Source organism: Peptacetobacter sp. AB845, from assembly GCF_047528295.1.
Taxonomy (GTDB): Bacteria; Bacillota; Clostridia; order Peptostreptococcales; family Peptostreptococcaceae; genus Peptacetobacter.
In genome coordinates, this window is sequence record NZ_CP180001.1 from 1,204,119 (window position 1) to 1,227,709 (window position 23,591).

Genomic DNA, 23,591 nt, shown 5'->3' on the forward strand with positions numbered 1-23,591 from the left:
TAAAATTATATATATAAATGCTGATAATGTAAACAAAAAGTTTTCTAATTTGCAAAAATAAAAAAGTTTATTTCATAAAAAGACTTGATATTATTGTTAAAATTAGATTATTATATGCTATATAGGTTTAAATTATAACCAGACTATAGTATCATATTGTTTATATCGACTAGAAAAATAGATACTTTATGTATTTATGCCGAGATTAGAGGTTAATCGGCAAAAAACTTTTAAGAGGGGGTTCAGAACCATGACCGCAAAAATAACAAATGAATACGGATGTATAGAAATAGATAAGCATGTAATAGCACAGGTTGCATATAGAGCAGCTATGGAAAGTTATGGGCTAGTTGGACTTGCATCAAGAACTAAAGGAATAGTTGAACTTTTAAAGGGTGAAAATGCGACAAAAGGTGTAAAAGTAGAAGAAACTGAAGATAATGCTGTTGAAATAGAACTTTTCGTAATAATGCAGTATGGAATAAATATATCTACAGTTGCTAACAATATAATAGATAAGATAAAATACACAGTCGAAAAATTAATCGGAGTTAAAGTAACTAAAATAGATATAAATGTACAGGGTATAAGAGTAAAATAGGAGGAAAAAAATGACCGAATATATAAAAGCCAAGGCATTCAGAGAAATGTTTGTTTCGGGTGCTAATAATCTTCAGAATAGTAAAGATTTAGTAGATAAATTAAATGTATTCCCAGTTCCAGATGGTGATACTGGTACAAATATGTCACTTACTATATCTTATGCAATGAAGGAATTAGAAAAAGTAGGAGAAGATGATATAACTAAGATAGCAAAGGCGTTATCAAAAGGATCTTTAATGGGTGCTAGAGGTAACTCAGGGGTTATATTATCACAGATAATCAGAGGTATAGGAAAATCTGTAGAAGGTAAAGATAAACTTTCAACTACAGATTTAGCAAAAGCTTTAAAAGGCGGTTCTGATACTGCTTACAAAGCTGTTATCAAACCAGTAGAAGGTACTATACTAACAGTTATAAGAGAAACTGCTGAATATGCGGTTAAATTAGCAAAAAGAGAAAATGACATTGAAAAATTCTTAGGAAAAGTAGTTAGAGAAGCTAATGTATCATTAGAAAATACTCCTAACTTACTTAAAAACCTTAAAGATGCAGGAGTTGTAGACTCAGGTGGTAAAGGTTTAACACTTATATTAGAAGGGTTCTATCTTGCAATAGTTGGAAAATCAGTAGTTCCATCAACAGCAGAAAAATCAGAACTTAAAAATGTATCTCTATCATCAGCAGATAATACATCTACAGAGGATATAAAATTCGGATACTGTACTGAATTTATACTAGAATCAGATAAAATAGATGATGCTGGAATAAGAGATATAATGCTAGGATATGGAGACAGTTTAGCAGTAGTTGGAGATGAAGGTGTTATAAAAGTACATGTTCATACTAACGAACCAGGTAATGTTCTTCAGGAAGCATTAAAATACGGACAGTTACTAACAATAAAAATAGAAAATATGAGAATGCAGCACGAAAACATACTTGAAGGTGTTTCAGAAAATGCTGAATACGAAGAACCAGTAGAAGAAAAAGAATTTGCATTTATATCAACTTCTATGGGAGAAGGATTAGCTAGCATATTCAAAGATTTTGGTGTTGACCATGTAATCGAAGGTGGGCAGACTATGAACCCAAGTACTGAAGATTTCATGAAAGCAATAGACAAAATCCACGCTAAAAATATATTCATATTACCAAACAATAGCAATATAATAATGGCAGCTAATCAGGCTAAAGAACTTAGCGATAAAAACATAATAGTAATACCAACTAAAAATATTCCACAGGCAGTTAGTGCACTTGTTGGATTCAATCCAGAAGCTACAGCTGAAGAAAATGAAGCTAATATGGTAGAAGCATTAAGCTATGTAAAATCAGGACAGGTTACTTTTGCAGTTAGAGATACTGTAATGAATGGAATAGAAATAAGAGAAGGTAATATAATAGGTATTGCTGAAAAAGAACTGATTGCAGCTGGTGATGAAGTTGATGAAGTAGCAAAAAAACTAGTAGAAAAATTAGTTGATGAAGATTCAGCTATAATAACATTATTCTATGGTGAAGATGTTACAGAAGAACAGGCTGAGGAGTTAAGAGGAGAATTAGAAGAAAAATTCGAGGACATAGATGTAGAGCTTTACTACGGTGGACAGCCTCTTTACTACTACCTAATATCAGTTGAATAAAAATAAGTAAATCAATCCTGTATGACTGAGATATATGTTGTACAGGATTTTTTTTGATTTATTTTTGTTCTATCAGAATAAAATTTAGGCAGGTGATAAATTTGTTCGGTGTAATAAACGAAAGCATACAGTATGTTAAAGGAATTGGCCCTAAAAAAGCAGAAAAGCTGAATAGACTAGGAATTTATACAATAAAAGACCTTCTTTATTATTTTCCGAGACAGTTTGAGGATAGAAGTATAATTAAAAAAATTGCTCAGCTTGAGGATGAAGAAAAAGTTACAGTTAAAGCACTTATAACTAATATAGAGAGTTACACACCTAAAAAGGGAATGACTATAACTAGAATAGATGTAAAAGACGATACTGGATTTGCAAAGCTTACATTTTTCAATAGAGAGTATATAAAAAATACATTTAGAGTAGGAGATAGTATACTAGCTTTTGGTAAGGTAAAGAAAAATGGTAGATTTGTAGAGCTTAATTCGTGTGAACTTGAGTATTTGTCTTCATCTCCTAAAAATATAGGAAAATTGATGCCAGTATATCCTCTTAGCTATGGAATTACAAATAAGGATATTATGAATACTATAAGAATGGTATTTGAAAATAAAGATATAAGAATACCAGAGTATATGCCAGAGCATTTGATGAAGAAGTACAGACTTTGTGGAATTGAGTATGCTATAAAGAATATACATTTCCCCAAAGATAAGGAATCTTTAAAAGTTGCATTGTATAGATTGATTTTTGAAGAGTTATTGGTACTTCAGCTAGGTCTTTTTATGTATAAAGGTGGAGGTAGTGATAAAAAGGGAATAGTTTTTAAAAGGGATTCAAGATTAGACGATGTTTTAGAGTCATTACCTTTTAAATTGACAAAAGCTCAGAATAGAGCATTAAATGAGATAATAGATGATATGTGTTCAGAAAAAGTGATGAATAGGTTAGTACAAGGGGATGTCGGAAGTGGTAAGACAGTGGTTGCACTTCTTGCCCTTGCAGAATGTGTATTTAATGGTTATCAAGGTGCTCTTATGGCTCCAACAGAGATATTGGCACAACAACATTATGAATCTTTTACTGAAACATTTGAAGATATTGGAATAAATGTAGAGCTTCTAACAGGAAGTGTTACTAAAAAGCAAAAGGAATGTATACTTCAAAGGGTTAAAGATGGAGAGGTTGATATATTAATCGGGACTCATGCACTTATAGAGGATAATGTAGAGTTTGAAAATATTGGACTTGTGATAACTGATGAGCAGCACAGATTTGGTGTTAGACAGAGAGGAAAATTGTCTTCTAAGGGAGTTAGTCCAGATATACTTGTTATGACAGCAACGCCGATTCCAAGAACTCTTGCACTTATACTTTATGGAGATTTGGATATTTCAATAATTGATGAGCTTCCTCCAGGTAGACAGCCTATAGAAACAATAGCTGTTGAAAAGAAAAAAAGAGATAAAGTGTACAACTCTCTTGTAAGAAGAGAAGTGGATAAAGGTAGACAGGTATATATAGTATGTCCTCTTGTTGAAGAAAGTGAAACTTTAGATATAACTTCTGCAACAGAGACAGCAGAAGAGATAAAAAGGGACTTTTTCCCAGATTTAAGAGTAGGACTTCTTCATGGAAAAATGAAACCTTCTGAAAAGGATGCTATTATGACAGCCTTCAAAAATCACGAACTTGATATACTTGTTTCTACAACGGTAATCGAGGTAGGTGTAAATGTTCCAAATTCTACTCTTATGATTATAGAAAATGCAGAAAGATTTGGACTTGCACAGCTACATCAGCTTAGAGGGCGTGTAGGAAGAGGAAAACATCAGTCTTATTGTGTTTTAATATATGGCTCAAACAGTGAAGTTTGCAGAAAAAGAATGGATATAATGGAAGAAACAAACGACGGATTTAAAATTTCTGAAAAAGATTTAGAAATTAGAGGGCCAGGAGAATTCTTTGGAACAATGCAACATGGTGTTCCAGAACTTAAGATAGCAAATCTTTTTAAACACATGAAGATATTAAAAACTGTGCAACAAGAAGCTAGAATTATAATAGGAGATGACCCTACTTTAGATTTTAAAGAATATAGAGGTCTAAAAAGGGAAATAGAGTCTAAATTTAAGGATAAAATAGAAGAAGATATAACAATGAATTAATTAATATAATACAATAATACTTACTATATGATATAATGAAAGATATATGATAGTTGAATTGAAAGGAGAAAAACGTGAGAGTTATTTCAGGAAAAGCAAGAGGGTTAAAACTTAATCCACCTAAGGATCAAAGTGTAAGACCTACAACAGATAGAGTAAAAGAATCACTTTTTAATATAATAAATTCATACGTAATGGATGCAAATGTGTTAGACCTTTTTGCAGGTTCTGGTTCTCTTGGGATAGAATGTCTATCTAGAGGAGCTAATCATTGCGTTTTTTCGGATTTAAGTAAAGAAAGTATAAAGATAATTCAGTCTAATATAAAAAAGGCTAGAGTAGAGCGGGACAGTATAGTTATAAATAAGGACTACAAAAATGTTATATCGGATATGGGGATTAAAAATAAAGAATTCGATATAATAATGCTAGACCCACCTTATTATGAAGGACTTTTTGTAGACTGTATAGAAAGAATAGATAATAACAATATACTTTCTGAAGATGGGGTGATTGTGGTAGAACATGATAAAAAAGATGAACTACCAGATGAAATAGGAAACATAGTCAAAACAAAAGAAAAAAAATATGGTATAACAGTGCTTAGTTTTTATAAACTAGCTGTGGAGGATAGCGATGAATAAGTGTAATGTAAAAAAGGCTATTTTTGCTGGAAGTTTTGATCCAATTACAAATGGTCATTTGGATATTATAAGAAGAGCATCGAAGCTTTTTGGAGAACTTCAGATTGGAATCCTTATAAATCCAAATAAAAAAGCTTTATTTACTTTAGAGGAGAGAGTAAAACTAATAGAAGAGTGTACATCTGACTTAGAAAATGTTAAAGTAATTTCTTTTGATGGTTTACTTGTAAAATACTGTGAAAAAAATGGAATAGATGCATTAGTTAGAGGAATAAGAAGTGCAGCAGATGTAGATTATGAATTACAGATGGCTCACATGAATAGAGAACTTGATTCTTCTATAGAGACTATATTCCTTCCAAGTAATACTAAATTCTCATTTATAAGTTCATCTCTTATTAAAGAGGTACTATCTTTTGGGGCAGATATACAGAATTTAGTTCCAGAGCAGGTATTGAGAGAATTAAAAATTAAGATGGAGAGAAAGGAGATATAACATGCATATAGAAGATTCATACATATTAGACCTTATAAAAGAGTTGGAGTTTCTTATACAGGAGGCTTCTTCGGTGCCATTTAATTCACATAAATGCAGCATAGAAAGACAGGATGCACTAGATATAATAAGTGATATAAAAAGAGCACTTCCTAAAGAATTAGAACAGGCTAAAAATGTGGCCGATGAAAGTAAAGATATAATGAATAGAGCAATAGCAGAAGCTCAGGAAATTTTAGATGATGCAGAAAAGAAAGCGAACGAAATAATAAATGACGCTAATTTAGAAGCAGAAGATTTAAGACAGGACACAGAAGATGCTGTAAACGATTATATAAATAGCAGTAAGCCTGTAATAGAAGCAGAGGAAAAAGCTCAGAAAATAATAAGCAATGCAAAGGCTGTTTCTGAAGAGATAAAAATTGGTACAGCAGAGTATGCAGACGAACTTTTAGCTGAGGTTGAAGCCCATGTAGCGACAATTTTGGACGAAATTAGAAAAAATCGCGAAGAATTTAAGTAAAAATCAAAAAAATATTTGCCATTAACCTAATTTTTTTATATACTAGTTAAGGATTGTTTATTAAGAGAGATAAAATTTTATAAATAAATTTGTTAAAACCAATTAATTTATATAAAGAAAGGTGATACCAATATGGAGAGAAAAGTAGGAACAATTTCTAGAGGAGTAAGAGCTCCAATCATAAGAGAAGGAGACGATCTAGCAACAATAGTAGTAGATTCTGTATTAGATGCAGCTAAAAGCGAAAATTATGAAATGAGAGATAAAGACGTAGTAGCTGTTACAGAAGCAGTTTTAGCTAGAGCACAGGGTAACTATGCAAAAATAGATGACATAGCTGAAGATGTAAAAGCTCAGTTAGGTGGAGAAACAATAGGTGTTATATTCCCTATATTAAGTAGAAATAGATTCGCTATATGTTTAAAAGGTATAGCTAGAGGAGCTAAAAAAGTAGTTCTTATGCTAAGTTACCCATCTGATGAAGTTGGAAATCATTTAGTTGATATAGAACTTCTTGATGAAAAAGGTGTAAACCCATACTCAGATGTACTTACTCTTGAAAAATATAGAGAATTATTTGGAGAAAATAAACACACATTCACAGGTGTAGACTATGTTGAATACTATTCTTCTTTAATAAAAGAAGCTGGGGCAGAAGTAGAAGTTATATTCGCTAACAACCCAAAAGTTATATTAGACTACACTAAAAATGTTTTAACTTGTGATATACACACAAGAAAAAGAACTAAGAGAATATTAAAAGAAGCAGGAGCTGAAGTTGTAATAGGTCTTGATGACATATTAACTAAATCAGTAAACGGAAGTGGATTCAATGAAAACTACGGATTACTAGGAACAAACAAATCAACTGAAGAAACTGTAAAATTATTCCCAAGAGATTGTAAAGATTTCGTTGAAGAAGTTCAGAAACAGTTCAAAGAAAGAACAGGTAAAAACGTAGAAGTTATGGTATACGGAGATGGAGCTTTCAAAGATCCAGTAGGAAAAATATGGGAGCTTGCTGACCCAGTAGTTTCTCCAGCTTATACTTCAGGTTTAGAAGGAACTCCAAACGAAGTTAAATTAAAATACTTAGCAGACAATGATTTCGCTGATTTAAAAGGTGATGAATTAAAAGACGCTATATCTGAATACATAAAAAATAAAGATAACGATTTAGTAGGAGAAATGGTATCTCAGGGTACTACTCCAAGAAGATTAACTGACCTTATAGGTTCATTATGTGACCTTACTTCAGGAAGTGGAGATAAAGGTACTCCAATAGTACATATACAGGGATACTTCGATAACTTCACAAACTAATTAAATGATTTTGATTATAACCTCCAGTTTAATGCTGGAGGTTTTTTAATGTGTATAGTTTGTGAAAAATTAAGAGAATGAAGAAAAAAATAAAATTTTTATGTTATAATATTATAAGATTTTATAAAAAAGATTTACTGGAGGTAGAAATATGAAGAAGAAGTTATTAGCTCTTATACTCGCTTCTACAGTTGTATTTTCATCTGTTTTAATGACAGGATGCAAAAAAACTGATGAAGAAGAGGCAAAAGACCCAAATATACAGGTAGAGGTTGATGTTGCAAAACCTAATATAGAAGAATTTAAAAGCATAGAAATTGAACAGTTAGGTAGAAACATAAACAGAGATGAGTTTAAAGTTGTAAATATATCAGTATACACTAACTATAGTGATAAATATTCTGATATGAAGATGACAATACCTACATTTAAAGGAAAATGTGGCTCTGTAGACTCTATACAGAGATATGTATCAGGAAACGCTACATCTAGTGAAAATGATATAGATAGAGTATACAGATATGACGAGGACTTTATATTATATACAAAGGGTCTTGATAATAACGGTATAAAAAAATTATTAAATCAGCACAAACTTGTATTTGAGTATAAAAATGGGGAAGAAACTGAAAAACAGACTATATCTTTAGGTAACGAAGCTAATTTTATAAAATAATTTAAAAGAGAGGGAGATTCGCTATGAAGCAGATGTTAAAGGAATTTAAGGAATTTATTAGCCGTGGAAATGTAATGGATATGGCAGTAGGTATCATTATAGGTGGTGCGTTTACAGGTATTGTAAATTCTTTTGTAAATGACATTATAAACCCTATAATAGGTATTTTTGGAGGAATGAACTTTAGCGACTTAAAATGGAACATAGTTGGAGATGTTACTTTAAACTATGGAAGCTTCATAACAGCAGTTATCAATTTCTTGATAATGGCTGCAGTACTATTTGTTATAATCAAGTTTATGAATAGATTTTCTGCTAAGCTAGTTATCAAGAAAACAGATGAAGAAGAACAAGCAGCACCTACTACAAAAGTATGTCCGTTCTGTAAAACAGAAATAGCAATAGATGCGACAAGATGTCCACATTGTACATCAAATTTATAAAGTAGAAGGACAAGAGATATAAAGGCTCTCGCTCCAGGCTTCAGCGCCCCACACTGTTAGAGTAATACATTTAGCAGTTGTGGGGTGCTTGCAGTATTGTCGCATACGAGCCTTTATATCTCTTGTCCTAAGTTTGTAAATTTGATGATACGGTAAAAAATATATTGTAATAAAGTTTATCTTACGTATATCGGTTTTATAAAGTAGTCTGTAGATCCTTTTAAAAGGGATCTATTTTTTTTGTAGTAAATTGTGTTGTATATGTCTGTGCATTTTATGTCGTTTTCTATTAGGAATTTAAATTTTTCATCGTCCATGAAGTGTTCTATTTCTGAGAATTTGTTTATTATTTTTATTTCAGATGATTTTTTTATTTCTCTTATGATTTCTCTACCTTTTGAGTTAAATGCTAAGATTCTTACATAAGGTATAGTGTCTATTTTTTTTGCAAATTCCATCTCTTCTTTTGTAACGCCTAAAAGTATGTTGTTTAGGCATCTTTTTATTCTTGTCATTGTATATCTTTTAGATTTTATTAGATTCAATAAATCATCATAATTTTTTGCTACAAGTGCAGATTTGAATATTTTATTTTCTATTCCCTCAGAAATATCAAAATACGATTCTAAATTCTTTTTATCTCTAATTATAGTTGATATAAGTGTTTCAAAAAAGTACTCAGGATACATCGGGAAGAATCCTTTTTCTATATTTGAGGTAATCATATTTAAAGTGGATTCGGGGATTGAATTAGTTATATCAGCACAATTTTTTATTTTTTTGATTAGATTATTTATATATTCTAAATTATTTATCTCTAAACTAGAGGAATCTTCATTAGATATTATTTCATGTAGTTTTTTTCTTACAGCAGTTGCAGAATTTATGTTTCCAGATATTTCCTCAGAATTGTATTTAGACCGAATTCTTCCTATTGTAAAGGGCTTTATATTGCTTTTTAATGATATTAGTTGCTTTATGTACTCAATTCCTAAAATATTGTTTGAAGAGCTTAAAATACTATTAAGTCTTTCCTCAGATAAATCCATATCTTTAAAATTATTTTCAATTATAAAATCTTGAAAATTTATACAATCAACTTGAGAATTTATACAATCAACTTGGGGATTTATATATTCAATTTTAGAATTTATGTAGTCAAATAAAGCTTTATTTCTAGCAGTTGGAAATAACATACCCTCGCTTAGATACAATGATAACTTTTCTTTAAACTCTTTAGGCTCTGAGCAGAGAATAGAGGCGATAAGATAAAGTGCATCTATATTTCCTTCTTCACTTCCAAAGCAAATTGAATCCACACACCCCAAAGAATTTAAAAGAGAAACAGAGCCTTTAGCAAAAAGTTCTGCACTTTGTGATGCATATATTGAAGGTAGCTCTACAACCAAATCCACTCCTGACTCAACTGCGGCCTTTGCCCTAGAAAATTTATCAAATAAAGCAGGTTCTCCTCTTTGAATAAAATTCCCACTCATAACAGCGATTGAAGCATCGGCATTTGTTTTTTCTAAAGAATTTTGTAAATGATATGTATGACCGTTATGAAACGGATTGTACTCGACAATTAGACCTGTTACATTCATAAAAATTAAACTCCTTTTCAAAAAATTTCTACTAATAAAAAAAGTATAACTCATGTGAATGAAATAAAAAAGGAAAAAGACTTTAAATTTACGCAAAAAAATGATATATTAGTAATGTTAATTCGGTTTTTATATAAGTAAAAGTTGTAGTATATTTAGATAAATATTGCAACATAAAAAGACAATAAATTTCTGGAGGGATAAATAATGAAAATATTAGTTTTAAACTGCGGTAGTTCATCATTAAAATATCAGTTAATAGATATGGAAAATGAATCAGTTTTATGTAAAGGTTTAGTTGAAAGAATAGGAATAGAAGGTTCTGTTCTTAAACATGAAAAAGAAGGTTTAGCAGACAAATATGTTGTTGAACAGCCAATGAAAGACCACAAAGATGCTATACAGCTTGTATTAGACGCTGTTGCTGACGAAAAAGTTGGAGCAGTTAAAGATATGAAAGAAATAGATGCAGTAGGTCACAGAGTTGTTCATGGTGGAGAAAAATTCGCATCTTCAGCAGTAATAACACCAGAAGTAGAAGAAGCTTTAAAAGAATGTATAGACTTAGCTCCTCTACACAACCCAGCAAACTTAATGGGAATAGATGCTTGTAGAGCAATATTACCAGATGTTCCAATGGTAGGTGTATTCGATACAGCTTTCCATCAGACAATGCCTAAATCATCATTCTTATATGGACTTCCATACGAATTATATACTAAATACGGAGTAAGAAGATACGGATTCCACGGTACTTCTCACAACTACGTATCTAAGAGAGCAGCAGAAATGCTAGGAAAAGATATAAAAGACCTTAAAATAGTAACTTGCCACTTAGGAAACGGTGCTTCTATAGCAGCTGTAGATGGTGGAAAATGTGTAGATACTTCTATGGGATTCACTCCACTTGAAGGTTTAATAATGGGAACTAGATGTGGTGACATAGACCCAGCTATATTACCATTCTTAATGAGAAAAGAAGGATTAGACGCAGATGGTCTTGATAAATTAATGAACAAAGAATCTGGTGTATACGGAATGACTGGTATATCTTCAGACTTCAGAGATATAGAATCAGCAGCTAACGAAGGAAATGAATTAGCTCAGGCTACTTTAGATGCTTATGTTAAAAAAGTTCAGAAATACATAGGATCTTACGCAGCAGAAATGAACGGATTAGATGCAGTTGTATTCACAGCTGGTGTTGGTGAAAACGGAATAGGAATAAGAGCTGAAATAGCTTCTAACATGGAATTCTTAGGAATGAAATTAGATGCAGAAGCTAACAACGTTAGAGGAAAAGAAACTGTAATATCTACAGAAGACTCTAAAGTTAAAATGTTATTAATACCAACTAACGAAGAATTAATGATAGCTAGAGATACTTTAGCATTAGTAAAATAGTTATTATTAGTCGATTGATTAGTAAAAGCGGCTATTTAGGAGCCTAAATACATAAATTTTAAACAAAATTTTACCTATCAAGTAAAAATACTTGACAAACAAATTTATGATTTGTATAATAATTAGGTAAATGCAAAGAGGTGAGCTTTATGATAATTAATGTCGACAAACTACGCGGAAAAGAAATTGATAAAATTGACTTGAATTTTTGCGAAGAAATTGATACTATTAGTTACTGTGATGAAAAATATAAATTGGCTTCACCTATTGAGGTTACGGGAAAAATAACTCGTAACGGTAAAGAACTGTATATAAATTCAGATGTTAAGATGACTGTTGTGGACAGATGTTCAAGATGTCTTGAAGAAGTTGAGCTTCCTTTAGAGTTCAATATACAGGGATTTATAGTGCAGGAGAACAATTATACTGAGGATGAATATGAAGAATTCGATGCATTTATTGTAGAGGACTATGAAAATGTAGACCTTTTAGAAATAATAGCTCAGAATTTAGAGTTTAATATGCCTCATAAAGTTCTTTGTGGTGAAGATTGTAAGGGTCTTTGCCCAGGATGTGGAGCAAACCTTAATAAAGAGGATTGCAGATGCAGCGAAAAGATAAATGACGAGGATAATATTGATCCACGTTTTGCTAAATTAAAAGAATTACTGAAAAATGAATAAAGAGGAGGTGTCCTAAATGGCAGTACCAAAGAGAAAAACTTCTAAATCAAAAAGAGATATGAGAAGAGCAGCTAACTCAAAAATGGTTGCACCAGGTTTCGTAGAATGCCCACAGTGTCATGAACCAAAATTACCACACAGAGTTTGCCCTGATTGTGGATATTACAAAGGTAAAGAAATCGTAGAAAAATAATAAGTTTACAAATAGAAAAAAGCATGTAGAGTAATCTACATGTTTTTTTTATGCATTTTGTTCATTTTTTTGTACTTGGTCTTAATTTGTGGTAATGTATAATTAGGATAATTTTTGTTCAAAATGCTAAGGATATTTTTTTCTAGGGGTAAATAGAAAAAAAGTGAAAAATTAAGTGTTGAAAAAAATGAGCATATAATATATACTACTATTAGTAGCTGGTCATAAAACTGGCTATAAATTTTGGAGGTAACATGAAAAAGAGAAGTAAAGTTCAGAGACAGAAGGAACTTGTCGATATGTTAAAGACAGATCCGTTCTACACAGACGAAGAACTTGCGGAAGTATTCAGTGTCAGTGTACAGACTATCAGGCTAGACCGTATGAGTCTGAATATTCCAGAACTCAGAGAAAGAGTTAAAAACATAGCTGAATCACAGAGCACAAAGGTAAGAACCTTAGGTATGAAAGAGATAACAGGAGAAATAATAGACATATCTGTAGGTGAGCTTGGAATTTCGATGCTAGAAGTGAATGAGGATATGATTTACTCTAAGACTGGAACTTTAAAAGATGCGTATATATTCTCGCTTGCGGAATCGCTAGCGATGGCGATAATAGATACGCCTAAAGTAATAATGAGAGTTGCAAATATAAAATGTATAAAATTTGTTGAGAAAGGTGATAGACTAATAGCAAAGGCTGAAATTTATAGAAATGTCGACAAAAAGCACTATGTTAAAGTCGTAATCAACAACAAGAAGCAGGAACAGATTTTTAGAGGCAAATTTATATTTGAAGAAATGGAATAGGAGGAATTTAATATGAGAATAGCTTTAGATGGAATGGGTGGAGACAACGCTCCAATATCAAATGTTAAAGGGGCAGTCGATGCCATAAATGAATACAAAAATGTAGAATTAATTGTTACAGGAGATAAAGAAATTCTTGAAAAAGAATTTGCAAAATATGAGTTTGATAAAAATAGACTTGAAATAATACACACAACAGAAGTAGTTGAAAATGAAGACAAACCTGTAAAGGCTATAAGAAGCAAGAAAGATTCTTCAATGGTAGTAGCTTTAAGAATGGTTAAAGAAGGTAAAGCAGAGGCTGTTGTTTCAGCAGGAAACACAGGTGCACTTCTTGCTGGTGGACTTTTCGTAGTAGGAAGAATAAAAGGAATAGACAGACCTTGTCTTTGTCCAGCAATTCCTAATGTAGAAAAGGGAATGACAATAATAGCAGATGGTGGTGCTAATGCCGACTGTAAACCAAGAAACTTAGTTGAATTTGCTGCAATGTCTGATATATACTCTAAAAAAGTTTTAGGAATAGAAAAACCAAGAGTAGCTATAGCAAATGTTGGAGCAGAAGAAGGTAAAGGTAACGACTTAGTTAAAAAATCATACGAAGAATTAAAAGGGCTTGATTTAAACTTTATAGGAAATATAGAAGCCAGAGATGTTATAAATAATAAAACAGACATCATAGTTTGTGATGGATTTACTGGAAATATACTTCTAAAATCCGCTGAAGGTATCGCTCTTTCACTTATGGGATTGATAAAAGAAACTCTTATGTCTAGCACAAAAGGAAAGCTCGGAGCTCTTTTAATAAAAGACGATCTTAGAAAATTAAAAGCCTATATGGATTATTCAGAATACGGTGGAGCACCTCTACTAGGAGTTAAAGGTGGAGTAATAAAAGCTCACGGAAGTTCTGATGCTAAAGCAATAAAAAATGCTATAAGACAGGCTATTAAATTTGCTGAAGGAAATGTTGTTGAAGATATAAAACAATTTATAGACGAATACAGCAAAAGAGAGAAAGAAGAAGCCAGCGGTGATGAAGAATAAAATCACTATGGGAGAATAGAAAATATGGATATAAAAGCAGGTATTATAGGAGTTGGGAGCTATGTTCCAGAAAATATAGTAACCAACTTCGATTTAGAAAAGATAATGGACACGTCAGATGAATGGATAAAGACGAGAACAGGAATATCTGAAAGAAGAAAGGTTGCTGAAAATGAAGCTACATCTGATATTGCATCAAAAGCTGCACTTAAAGCATTAGAATGTGCAAAAATTGAGCCTAAAGATGTAGATATGATAATTCTTGCAACTATTACTCCTGATAGTCCTCTTCCAGCTACTGCTTGTATTGTTCAGGAAAATATTGGAGCAGTAAATGCCGCTGCATTTGATTTAGCAGCTGCTTGTTCTGGTTTTTTATATGCTATGAATATAGCTAAGCGGTTTGTAGAATCTGGAGCATATAAAAATGTACTGATAATAGGAGCAGAAGCTTTATCTAGTGTTATAAATTACGACGATAGATCTACAGCAGTTCTATTTGGAGATGGAGCAGGTGCTGCTGTTATCTCGGCTGTAGAAGAAGGTGGTATCCTATCTATTACTAATGGTGCGGATGGTTCTGGTAAAGATTATCTTAAAATACCTGCTGGAGGATCCAGAATAAAAGCAGGTGAAGAAAGTGTTAGAAATAAGCTTCATACAGTTCAGATGGCAGGAAATGATGTGTTTAAGTTTGCTGTTAGAAAAATGGCTGATGAATCAGTAAATGCTGTAGAAGCTGCAAATCTAACTCTTGAAGATATAGATTTTCTTATACCACATCAGGCGAACATAAGAATAATAGAGTCGTCGGCAAAAAGATTAAAATTAGAAAAAAATAAGGTATATGTAAATTTAACAAGATACGGAAATATGTCGTCTGCATCTGTTCCTGTTGCTATAGATGAGGCATTTAGAGAAGGAAAGGTTAAAAAAGGCGATAAAGTGGTTCTTGTTGGATTTGGTGGTGGTCTTACTTGGGGCGCTTCTGTTGTAGAGTGGAGTATATAGGAGGATTTATGAATAGAATCTGTGAAATACTAAATGTAAAATACCCTATAATCCAGGGTGGTATGGCTTGGGTAGCTGATTCAAATTTAGCTGCAGCTGTATCAAATGCCGGTGGATTTGGGATAATAGGTACTGGTAGTGCTACTGCCGATATAGTAAAAAAAGAAATAGATAATTGTAGAAGATTAACTGATAAGCCTTTTGGAGTAAATGTAATGTTAATGTCTCCAAATGCTGATGAGGTTATAGATTTAATAATAGAAGAAAAACCAGCAGGGATAACAACTGGTGCTGGAAATCCAGCTAAATACATGGATAGATTAAAAGAAGCTGGAATAAAAGTAATTCCTGTTGTTCCTACAGTAGCTTTAGCACAGAGAATGGAAAAATTAGGTGCAGATGCTGTAATAGCTGAGGGAACAGAAGCAGGAGGACACATAGGAGAACTTACAACTATGGTATTAGTTCCTCAGGTTGCAGAAGCTTTAAGCATACCAGTTATAGCAGCTGGTGGTGTAGCAGACGGTAGAGGAATAGCTGCATCATTTGCATTAGGAGCAGAAGGAGTTCAGATTGGGACTAGATTTATATGCTCTGAAGAATGTAACATACATCAAAATTATAAAGATGCAGTTTTAAAAGCTAAGGATAGAGATGCAGTTGTAACAGGTAGACCTACAGGACATCCTGTTAGAACATTAAAAAATAAATTAGCTAAAAAATATTTAAAAATGGAAAAAGAAGGAGCATCTCCTGAAGAATTAGAAAAATTAGGAGCAGGTGCACTTAGATTAGCTGTTGTAGAAGGCGATAAAGATGGTGGATCATTTATGGCAGGACAGAGTGCAGCAATGGTTAGAGAAATCAAACCGTGCAAGGATATAGTAGAAGAAATCTCAAAACAGGCTTTAGATATAATGCCGGGAATATTTTAGGAGGGATTAGATATGAGTAAGACAGCCCTAGTATTTCCTGGACAAGGAGCTCAGTATACAGGAATGGCAAAGGATTTATACGATAGCTTTGAAGAGGCAAAGACAGTTATAGATGAAGCAAATTCTGTATTAGATTTTGATTTAATAAGTATGATGCACGATGAAGAAAGTAAAGATTTACTTTCTAAGACAGAAAACACTCAGCCAGCACTTTTAACACATAGTATGGCTATAATGAAAATATTATCTAAATACGATAATTTCAAATACGATGCTTGTTTAGGTTTATCTTTAGGTGAATACAGTGCCTTAACTGCAGCAAATGCAATAGATTTTAAAGATGCTGTAGAGCTTGTTAGAAAAAGAGGACTTATAATGAGCAATGAAGTAGCTGATGGAGAAGGAGCTATGTGTGCTTTAATAGGAGCAAGTAGAGAACTTATAGAAGAGTGTATTCTCAAATTAGAATCAGGTGTAGTTGAGATTGCGAATTATAATTCACCAGCACAGATAGTAATATCTGGAGAAAAGGAAGCTGTTGAAGAAGCAGCTACAATTTTAAAAGAAAATGGAGCTAAAAGAGCAATCATGTTAGATGTTAGCGGTCCATTCCATTCTTCATTATTAAAAGGTGCTGGAGAAAAATTAAAATTAGAGCTAGAAAAAACTGATATGAGAGAGCCTAAGGTTTTAGTTGTATCAAATGTAGATGCAAAAGCTCATAAAGATCCAAGCGAAATCAAAGAAATACTTGTAAAACAGGTATATAGCTCAGTACTTTGGGAAGATTCTATATCAAGTCTTATAGATGCAGGTTTTGATAGATTTATAGAAATAGGCCCAGGTAAAACACTTAGAGCATTTATTAAAAAAATAGCATCTAAGAAAAAAGCTGATGTTGATATAGTTAATTTAGATACAGCAGCTGATGTAAATGCATTTATAGAGTCGATTGGAGGTGAAGCCAATGACAACTAATAAATTAAATTTTGAAGGAAAATCGGTGCTTGTTACTGGTGGCTCAAGAGGGATAGGAAGAGCAATAGCTATTGCATTTGCCGAAAATGGAGCAGATGTAGCTATAAACTATACATCTAATGAAGAAGCAGCATTAGAAGTGAGCAAAGAAATAGAAGCATTAGGAAAAACTTGCAAAATAATCAAATGCGATGTTTCAGATTTTGAAAATGCTACAAAAATGGTTGAAGATGTAGTAGCTGAATTTGGAAAAATAGACATTCTTGTAAATAATGCTGGAATAACAAAAGATGGATTACTTATGAGAATGAAGGAAGAAGATTTTGATAAGGTAATAGATATAAACTTAAAAGGAGTTTTTAATGTAACTAAGGCTACTACTAAGTTTATGATGAAGAAAAAATATGGAAAAGTAATAAATATGTCTTCTGTTGTAGGTGTTGTGGGAAATGCTGGGCAGGCAAACTACTGTGCATCTAAAGCTGGGGTGATAGGATTTACAAAGGCTGTTGCTAAAGAATTAGCATCAAGAAATATAAATATAAATGCTATAGCTCCAGGATTTATAGAAACAGATATGACAGATGTACTTTCTGATGATTTAAAAGGAAAAATGCTTGAGCAGATTCCTAAAAAATGTATGGGAAATGTTGAAAATATAGCGGATACGGCTCTATTTTTAGCAAGTGAAATGTCTAGTTATATAACAGGTCAAGTTATAAATGTAGACGGTGGAATGGTTATGTAAATTTAATTAAAGTTTTATATTAGATTAAAACAGAATTAAATTTTAAATATAAAATCAACTAAAAAAATTAAAACAAAAATTTGAAAACTAAAACTAAACTAAAAACTAAGAAAAATTAAAAAGGTAAATTTGGAGGAAAAGAAAATGTTCGATAAAATAGTAGAAATAATAGTAGATCAGTTAGGAATAGAAAATGAAGGGATAACAATGGAAACATCTTTAATGAATGACTTAGAAGCAGATTCATTAGATGCTGTTGAAATAATAATGTCTTTAGAAGATGAATTCGATATGGAAATACCTGATACAGCAGCAGAAGAATTTAAATCAATAGGCGATATAGTAAAATACGTTGAAGCAAATAAATAATTTCATAAAATAGTAAATCTTAGAAGATTGAAAATTGGAGGAATTTATGAAAAAAAGAGTTGTCATAACTGGGTTAGGATGTGTAACTCCGGTTGGAACAGGTAAAGAAGATTTCTGGGTAAATATAAAAAGTGGAGTATCTGGTATAGATAAAATAACTAGATTTGACTACACAAACTACCAGACACAGATTGCTGGTGAGGTTAAAGATTTTACACCAGAAGATTATATAAGCAAAAAAGAATTAAAAAAGATGGATAGATTTACTCAGTTTGCAATGGTAGCTTCTAAGTTAGCTGTTGCAGATTCAGAGCTAGATTTAGACTCTATAGACAGATATAGAATGGGTACTGTTATAGGTACAGGAATAGGTGGAGTTGAGACAATAGAAGCTCAGCACAAAAATCTTCTTGAAAAAGGAAATAGAAGAGTTAGCCCATTCTTCATACCTATGATGATAGGAAATATGGCTGCAGGACAGGTAGCTATAGAATTTGGTGCAAAAGGGCCAAGTACAAATATATGTACAGCATGTGCATCAGGAACAAATTCTGTAGGAGATGCCTTTAAGATAATCCAAAGAGGAGATGCGGATATTATGATAGCTGGAGGAACTGAGGCTGCAGTAGCTGAATTTGCAGTAGCTGGGTTCTGTAATATGAAGGCTATGTCTACTAATAACGACAATCCTCAGCAGGCATCAAGACCTTTTGATAAAGACAGAGATGGATTTGTTATGGGAGAAGGTTGTGGAATATTAATTCTAGAAGAATTAGAAAGTGCTAAAAATAGAAATGCTAAGATATACGCTGAAATCGTAGGATATGGAATGACTTCAGATGCTTATCATATAACTACTCCAGCAGAAAATGGAGAAGGTGCAGCTAGATCAATGCAGGTAGCTATAAATGATGCAGGTATAGAGCCAAGTCAGATAGACTACATAAATGCTCATGGTACATCTACATACTACAACGACCTATACGAAACAATGGCAATTAAGTCTGTATTTGGAGAATACGCTAAAGACGTTTCAGTATCATCGACAAAATCTATGACAGGACACCTACTTGGTGCATCTGGAGCTATAGAAGCTATAGTATGTGCATTAGCTATAAAAGATAATTTTGTACCACCTACTATAAACTTAGAAAATCCTGGTGAAGGAATGGATTTAGATTACACTCCAAACAAAGGTAAAGAAAGAGTGATAAACTATGCACTAAGCAATTCACTTGGATTTGGTGGACATAATGCTACAATAGTATTAAAAAAATATGAGTAATTAAAAAATTACTCTAAATACAATTAAAAAATAATCGCTATTATAAAAATATTTTTATTGATAGGCAGAAAATACGGGCAAGAGAAATAACTTTTATTTAAGAATTTGAGTCTAGACAAAATAATAGTTATAATCTTGCCTTTTATTTTATCATTGTTGCAATAAGAAGATTTTTATTTAAGATTGAATAAAAGATAAATTATTAATAGTCTAATTGTATCTAAAGAGAAAAGTTTAACTTTTGAAATTTTTTAAAGCGTTTGAAAAATATTACGTTATTGCATTGTTTCTTTCAATTTGGTATTATTATATCTATAAGTGCTTTTAAATAATTGCGGAAATAATACCTAATACATGGGAGGTAAATATAAAATGATGGAAAATAATAATTGTGGACAGATAAAAATATCTAATGAAGTTGTTTCTACAATAGCATGGATAGCAGCTTTAGAAGTTGAAGGTGTTGAATCTTCTCAGAGCATAGCAGATAAATTATTAAAAAATAATGGAGTAAAAATACAGCTAGAAGAAGAAGTTGTAACTGTAGACATTATGGTAGTTGTTAAATTTGGTTTTGCTATACCAGATGTAGCGTTTAAAGTACAGGAAAATGTTAAAAACGCTGTTGAAACAATGACAGGGCTAGACGTATCTCAGGTAAACATACATGTTCAGGGTGTAAGTTTCAAAAAAGATAAAGAAGAAGCTAAGAAAAATTAATGGATACCCTCTGATTTTTCAGAGGGTTTTTTGAGCGACAAAATATTTTTGTAAATTTAAAATTTTTATTGAATTAAATAAAAAAATTTGATTTAATAAATAGATATACCAATAAAAAATAGTGCGGAAAAATTTTAGGAGGAAATTTATGGGATTCAATAGAGTGAAAACAGTAACATCTAGAGAATATATGATGAAATTTATATATAACCTAGACGTAGTAAAAGATGATTTATCGGATTTAGAAAGTAAAGTAAGAGAATTTTTAGCAGGTAATGAGGAGTATATAGTTAATAGATTTGAAGAATTAAAACTTCAGAGCTCAAATGAAAGTGATGTTCATGAATCTATGGAATCTGAAGAGGAAATAGATTTAGGAGATTACCTAAACTTAGACTATGTATCTAATGTATGCAAAGTATACGAAGAAAAGCATGAAGAAATAGACGAAGCAATAAACAAATACGCTAAAAACTGGTCTATAATGACAATGCCAAAAGTAGATGTTGCAATATTAAGACTTGCAATAGCTGAAATAGGATTTATGGATAGTGTACCTGAAAAAGTATCTATAAATGAAGCTATAGAAATGGCTAAAATGTACTGCGATGATAAATCTCCAAAATTCATAAACGGGGTTTTAGGTAGTTACTTAAATGACAGAAAATAATCGAATAATAATAGGGATTGATACTAGCTGCTATACAACTTCTATAGCAGCTATAACTTTAAATAGAGAAATAGTATTTAATGAAAAAATAATGCTGAATGTAAAAAATGGAGAGCGTGGACTTAGACAAAGTGAAGCTGTTTTTCAGCATATTAAAAATTTTGGAGAGATTTCGGATAACTTAAAAAAACACATCCATAAAAAAGGATATAAGGTTGAGATGATTTGTGCATCTGCAAGACCTAGAGATGTAGAAGATTCTTATATGCCTGTATTTGAAGTTGGAAAAAATTTTGCAAAGACAATGTCAGCATTATTTGACTGCGAAATGTTTGAAACTACTCATCAGGAAAATCACATAGCAGCATCTCTTTATGGATGTAAGAAAGAGGATTTAGATAGATTTATATCTGTGCATATGTCTGGAGGAACTATGGAAATCCTTCTTACAGAAAAAGATAACAAAGGATATAAGACAGAGAGAGTAGGCGGAACAAAGGATATAAGCTTTGGACAGTTAATAGACAGAGTAGGAGTTAGAATGGGGCATGATTTTCCAGCTGGAAAATACATAGACGAAAAAGCTCTTTTATGTGAAGAAGAGGTTAAAAATGGACTAAAGACATCTGTAAAAGATGGATATATGAATATTTCTGGCCTAGAAAATCAGGTATATAAGCTTATGGAAGAAAAAGATAATTACTATGTATCTAAGGCTGTTATGAATGCTGCGATAAAGAGCTTAGAAAAGGCGTTATCATTTATTTGTAAAAAATATGATTTAAACAATGTTGTATTTGTTGGAGGAGTGGCATCTAGCAAATATATTTCAGGTAAATTATCTAATAAGTTGAAGAAAAATAATATTAACAGTTTCTTTACAGATAGCTCATACTCATCAGATAATGCGTGTGGTTGTGCTATAATAGGATTAGATAATTATTCAGGAGAAATTGAAAATGAAAATTAGAGCACTTGAAATAAGCGAGGCAAATTCATATATCAAGAAAGTTTTATCAAATGATCCAATATTATATAACTTAAAGGTTAGAGGAGAAATATCAAACTTTAAGATAAATTCTAGCGGTCATGTATATTTAACCTTAAAAGACGAAACATCTAGGATGAAGTGCGTAATTTTTAAGGGGAATTACGATAAGTCTTTACAAATAGAAGATGGAATGAAAATAATTGCTAGTGGATATATATCTGTATATGAAAGAGATGGAGCATACCAACTATACATACAGAGTATAGAAAAGGATGGGATTGGAAATCTTTATATAGAGTTTGAAAAATTAAAGAAAAAGCTTAACCAAGAAGGGCTATTTGATCCAAGATATAAGAAGAAAATACCATATATGCCAAAAAGCATAGGTGTAGTAACATCTGAAACAGGTGCAGTTATACGAGATATAATAAATGTTGTTAGAAGAAGATTCCCTAAAATAAATGTATTTTTATATCCTGTAGCTGTGCAGGGTGCTAATTCTGCTGATGAGATTGTAAAAGGAATTGAATTTTTCAACAAAATGCAGAATGTGGATACTTTGATAGTAGGTAGAGGTGGAGGATCTTTAGAAGAGCTTTGGTCTTTTAATGAAGAAAAAGTTGCTAGAGCGATATTTAACTCAGATATACCTATAATATCTGCTGTAGGACACGAGGTAGACTACACTATTTGTGATTTTGTATCAGACATGAGAGCACCTACACCATCTGCAGCGGCAGAACTTGCTGTACCAGATTTAAATGAAGTACTTTACAGACTTGATAACTGTAAAAATCGATTAAAGAAAAATATGTCTGCTGTTATAGATAGAGATAGAAACAAGTCAGATAATACTTTTAATTCTATATGTACAGTTGTAAAAAATGATATTATAAATATGGGTAAAAATAACCTAAAACTAATGTCGAATAAACTAAATAGAGGGATAGAATCTAAAATAGAAAGAGAAAAATACCAACTAGAAAATAATTTCTCATCGATTTGTTCTATTATAAAAAATGAAGTTATAAAAGACGGTAAGCATCAACTAGATGTTATAGCTGGAAAAATGGAAAATAGTATATCTAGTAAAATAGATTTTGAAAAATATAGATTGAATATTGCTTCTGAAAATATAGGAAGCAGTATGAATCAAATTATGATTAATAAAAGAGAGAATATGAAAAATACAGGAGCTTTGTTACATAGCTTAAGCCCATTGGCTACTATAGACAGAGGATATTGTATGGTTCAAAAGGAAGGGAAAACAGTCAACAGTACAGAAGATATAAAGGTTGGTGAAATTCTAAATATTAGAATGAGCGACGGAAATGCAGACTGTACAGTTAATTCTATAGAAAAGAAATAATTTGAATTGAGAGGTAATCAAATGAATAATATAGAAAATATGACTTATGAACAAGCGTATTCAAGATTAGAAGAAGTTTTAAGTGCTTTAGAAGATAAAAGCACTGGCCTTGATAAATCTCTTGAAATGTACGAAGAAGGGATAGCTTTGTATAGAAGATGCAAGGCTCTTTTAGATGAGGCTGAAATGAAAGTTAAAAAGTTCAATGAATTAGGACTAGAAGAAGATTTTGAAAAATAGAATGTAGTTGCCT

Annotated in this window: 26 protein-coding genes; 25 read left to right on the plus strand and 1 reads right to left on the minus strand. The window is 31.8% G+C overall.

Annotated elements, in window-relative coordinates:
- Window positions 1-250: 250 nt before the first annotated feature.
- The 9 genes from ACK2WO_RS05640 (at window position 251) to mscL (ending at window position 8,519) form a co-directional block, all read left to right on the plus strand.
- On the plus strand, window positions 251-601 hold the full coding sequence (locus ACK2WO_RS05640) for an Asp23/Gls24 family envelope stress response protein (RefSeq protein WP_414698682.1): 351 nt from the start codon (window positions 251-253) through the stop codon (window positions 599-601).
- Between the two features lie 10 nt (window positions 602-611).
- The gene (locus tag ACK2WO_RS05645) at window positions 612-2,246 is read left to right on the plus strand and encodes a DAK2 domain-containing protein (protein WP_414698683.1); all 1,635 of its coding nucleotides are present in this window, start codon (window positions 612-614) and stop codon (window positions 2,244-2,246) included.
- Between the two features lie 101 nt (window positions 2,247-2,347).
- On the plus strand, window positions 2,348-4,414 hold the full coding sequence (gene recG, locus ACK2WO_RS05650) for an ATP-dependent DNA helicase RecG (protein ID WP_414698684.1): 2,067 nt from the start codon (window positions 2,348-2,350) through the stop codon (window positions 4,412-4,414).
- Between the two features lie 74 nt (window positions 4,415-4,488).
- A complete protein-coding gene (gene rsmD, locus ACK2WO_RS05655) occupies window positions 4,489-5,058 on the plus strand; it encodes a 16S rRNA (guanine(966)-N(2))-methyltransferase RsmD (protein ID WP_414698685.1) in 570 nt (189 codons plus the stop codon).
- On the plus strand, window positions 5,051-5,554 hold the full coding sequence (gene coaD / locus ACK2WO_RS05660) for a pantetheine-phosphate adenylyltransferase (protein ID WP_178412461.1): 504 nt from the start codon (window positions 5,051-5,053) through the stop codon (window positions 5,552-5,554). Before rsmD ends, coaD begins: the two co-directional genes overlap by 8 nt.
- Before the next feature lies 1 nt (window position 5,555).
- Window positions 5,556-6,077 carry a hypothetical protein gene (locus ACK2WO_RS05665; RefSeq protein ID WP_178412460.1) on the plus strand — a complete coding sequence of 174 codons (522 nt, stop codon included), beginning with the start codon at window positions 5,556-5,558 and terminating at the stop codon, window positions 6,075-6,077.
- Between the two features lie 132 nt (window positions 6,078-6,209).
- Window positions 6,210-7,400: a coenzyme F420-0:L-glutamate ligase gene (locus ACK2WO_RS05670; RefSeq protein ID WP_178412459.1), complete on the plus strand. Its 1,191-nt coding sequence runs from the start codon at window positions 6,210-6,212 to the stop codon at window positions 7,398-7,400.
- Window positions 7,401-7,551: 151 nt separating this feature from the next.
- Window positions 7,552-8,076 (plus strand): hypothetical protein, encoded by a 525-nt coding sequence (locus ACK2WO_RS05675; RefSeq protein WP_178412458.1) that lies wholly within the window; start codon window positions 7,552-7,554, stop codon window positions 8,074-8,076.
- 23 nt (window positions 8,077-8,099) lie between these two features.
- On the plus strand, window positions 8,100-8,519 hold the full coding sequence (gene mscL / locus ACK2WO_RS05680) for a large conductance mechanosensitive channel protein MscL (protein ID WP_414698686.1): 420 nt from the start codon (window positions 8,100-8,102) through the stop codon (window positions 8,517-8,519).
- 176 nt (window positions 8,520-8,695) lie between these two features.
- Here mscL and ACK2WO_RS05685 read toward each other — a convergent pair whose 3' ends face one another.
- The gene (locus tag ACK2WO_RS05685; protein WP_414698687.1) at window positions 8,696-10,123 is read right to left on the minus strand and encodes a nucleotidyltransferase family protein; all 1,428 of its coding nucleotides are present in this window, start codon (window positions 10,121-10,123) and stop codon (window positions 8,696-8,698) included.
- A gap of 207 nt (window positions 10,124-10,330) precedes the next feature.
- On the opposite strand from ACK2WO_RS05685, the gene ACK2WO_RS05690 reads away from it, so the two are divergent.
- The 16 genes from ACK2WO_RS05690 to xseB all read left to right on the plus strand — a co-directional run bounded on the left by ACK2WO_RS05690 (window position 10,331) and on the right by xseB (window position 23,578).
- A complete protein-coding gene (locus tag ACK2WO_RS05690; RefSeq protein WP_414698688.1) occupies window positions 10,331-11,527 on the plus strand; it encodes an acetate/propionate family kinase in 1,197 nt (398 codons plus the stop codon).
- Between the two features lie 149 nt (window positions 11,528-11,676).
- Window positions 11,677-12,210 (plus strand): YceD family protein, encoded by a 534-nt coding sequence (locus tag ACK2WO_RS05695; RefSeq protein ID WP_414698689.1) that lies wholly within the window; start codon window positions 11,677-11,679, stop codon window positions 12,208-12,210.
- A 16-nt stretch (window positions 12,211-12,226) separates the two neighbouring features.
- Complete coding sequence (rpmF, locus tag ACK2WO_RS05700; protein ID WP_006440051.1) at window positions 12,227-12,403, plus strand: 50S ribosomal protein L32; 177 nt, start codon at window positions 12,227-12,229, stop codon at window positions 12,401-12,403.
- 254 nt (window positions 12,404-12,657) lie between these two features.
- Window positions 12,658-13,215, plus strand: a complete 558-nt coding sequence (gene fapR, locus ACK2WO_RS05705; protein ID WP_006440052.1) for a transcription factor FapR — start codon at window positions 12,658-12,660, stop codon at window positions 13,213-13,215.
- Window positions 13,216-13,227: 12 nt separating this feature from the next.
- A complete protein-coding gene (plsX, locus tag ACK2WO_RS05710; protein WP_414698690.1) occupies window positions 13,228-14,262 on the plus strand; it encodes a phosphate acyltransferase PlsX in 1,035 nt (344 codons plus the stop codon).
- 24 nt (window positions 14,263-14,286) lie between these two features.
- Window positions 14,287-15,273, plus strand: a complete 987-nt coding sequence (locus tag ACK2WO_RS05715) for a beta-ketoacyl-ACP synthase III (RefSeq protein ID WP_414698691.1) — start codon at window positions 14,287-14,289, stop codon at window positions 15,271-15,273.
- Window positions 15,274-15,281: 8 nt separating this feature from the next.
- Window positions 15,282-16,208, plus strand: coding sequence for an enoyl-[acyl-carrier-protein] reductase FabK (gene fabK, locus ACK2WO_RS05720; protein ID WP_178412777.1), 927 nt, complete (start codon window positions 15,282-15,284; stop codon window positions 16,206-16,208).
- Window positions 16,209-16,220: 12 nt separating this feature from the next.
- Window positions 16,221-17,186: an ACP S-malonyltransferase gene (gene fabD / locus ACK2WO_RS05725; protein WP_414698692.1), complete on the plus strand. Its 966-nt coding sequence runs from the start codon at window positions 16,221-16,223 to the stop codon at window positions 17,184-17,186.
- Complete coding sequence (fabG, locus tag ACK2WO_RS05730; protein ID WP_414698693.1) at window positions 17,176-17,934, plus strand: 3-oxoacyl-[acyl-carrier-protein] reductase; 759 nt, start codon at window positions 17,176-17,178, stop codon at window positions 17,932-17,934. Before fabD ends, fabG begins: the two co-directional genes overlap by 11 nt.
- Before the next feature lie 144 nt (window positions 17,935-18,078).
- Window positions 18,079-18,303, plus strand: a complete 225-nt coding sequence (gene acpP / locus ACK2WO_RS05735) for an acyl carrier protein (protein ID WP_178412780.1) — start codon at window positions 18,079-18,081, stop codon at window positions 18,301-18,303.
- Window positions 18,304-18,349: 46 nt separating this feature from the next.
- A complete protein-coding gene (gene fabF / locus ACK2WO_RS05740; RefSeq protein WP_414698694.1) occupies window positions 18,350-19,588 on the plus strand; it encodes a beta-ketoacyl-ACP synthase II in 1,239 nt (412 codons plus the stop codon).
- A 372-nt stretch (window positions 19,589-19,960) separates the two neighbouring features.
- Complete coding sequence (locus ACK2WO_RS05745) at window positions 19,961-20,308, plus strand: Asp23/Gls24 family envelope stress response protein (RefSeq protein WP_414698695.1); 348 nt, start codon at window positions 19,961-19,963, stop codon at window positions 20,306-20,308.
- 148 nt (window positions 20,309-20,456) lie between these two features.
- Window positions 20,457-20,978 carry a transcription antitermination factor NusB gene (gene nusB / locus ACK2WO_RS05750; RefSeq protein ID WP_414698696.1) on the plus strand — a complete coding sequence of 174 codons (522 nt, stop codon included), beginning with the start codon at window positions 20,457-20,459 and terminating at the stop codon, window positions 20,976-20,978.
- A complete protein-coding gene (locus ACK2WO_RS05755; RefSeq protein WP_414698697.1) occupies window positions 20,965-21,948 on the plus strand; it encodes an O-sialoglycoprotein endopeptidase in 984 nt (327 codons plus the stop codon). Before nusB ends, ACK2WO_RS05755 begins: the two co-directional genes overlap by 14 nt.
- Window positions 21,938-23,338, plus strand: coding sequence for an exodeoxyribonuclease VII large subunit (gene xseA / locus ACK2WO_RS05760; protein WP_414698698.1), 1,401 nt, complete (start codon window positions 21,938-21,940; stop codon window positions 23,336-23,338). Before ACK2WO_RS05755 ends, xseA begins: the two co-directional genes overlap by 11 nt.
- A gap of 21 nt (window positions 23,339-23,359) precedes the next feature.
- Window positions 23,360-23,578: an exodeoxyribonuclease VII small subunit gene (gene xseB / locus ACK2WO_RS05765; RefSeq protein ID WP_178411743.1), complete on the plus strand. Its 219-nt coding sequence runs from the start codon at window positions 23,360-23,362 to the stop codon at window positions 23,576-23,578.
- Window positions 23,579-23,591: the final 13 nt, after the last annotated feature.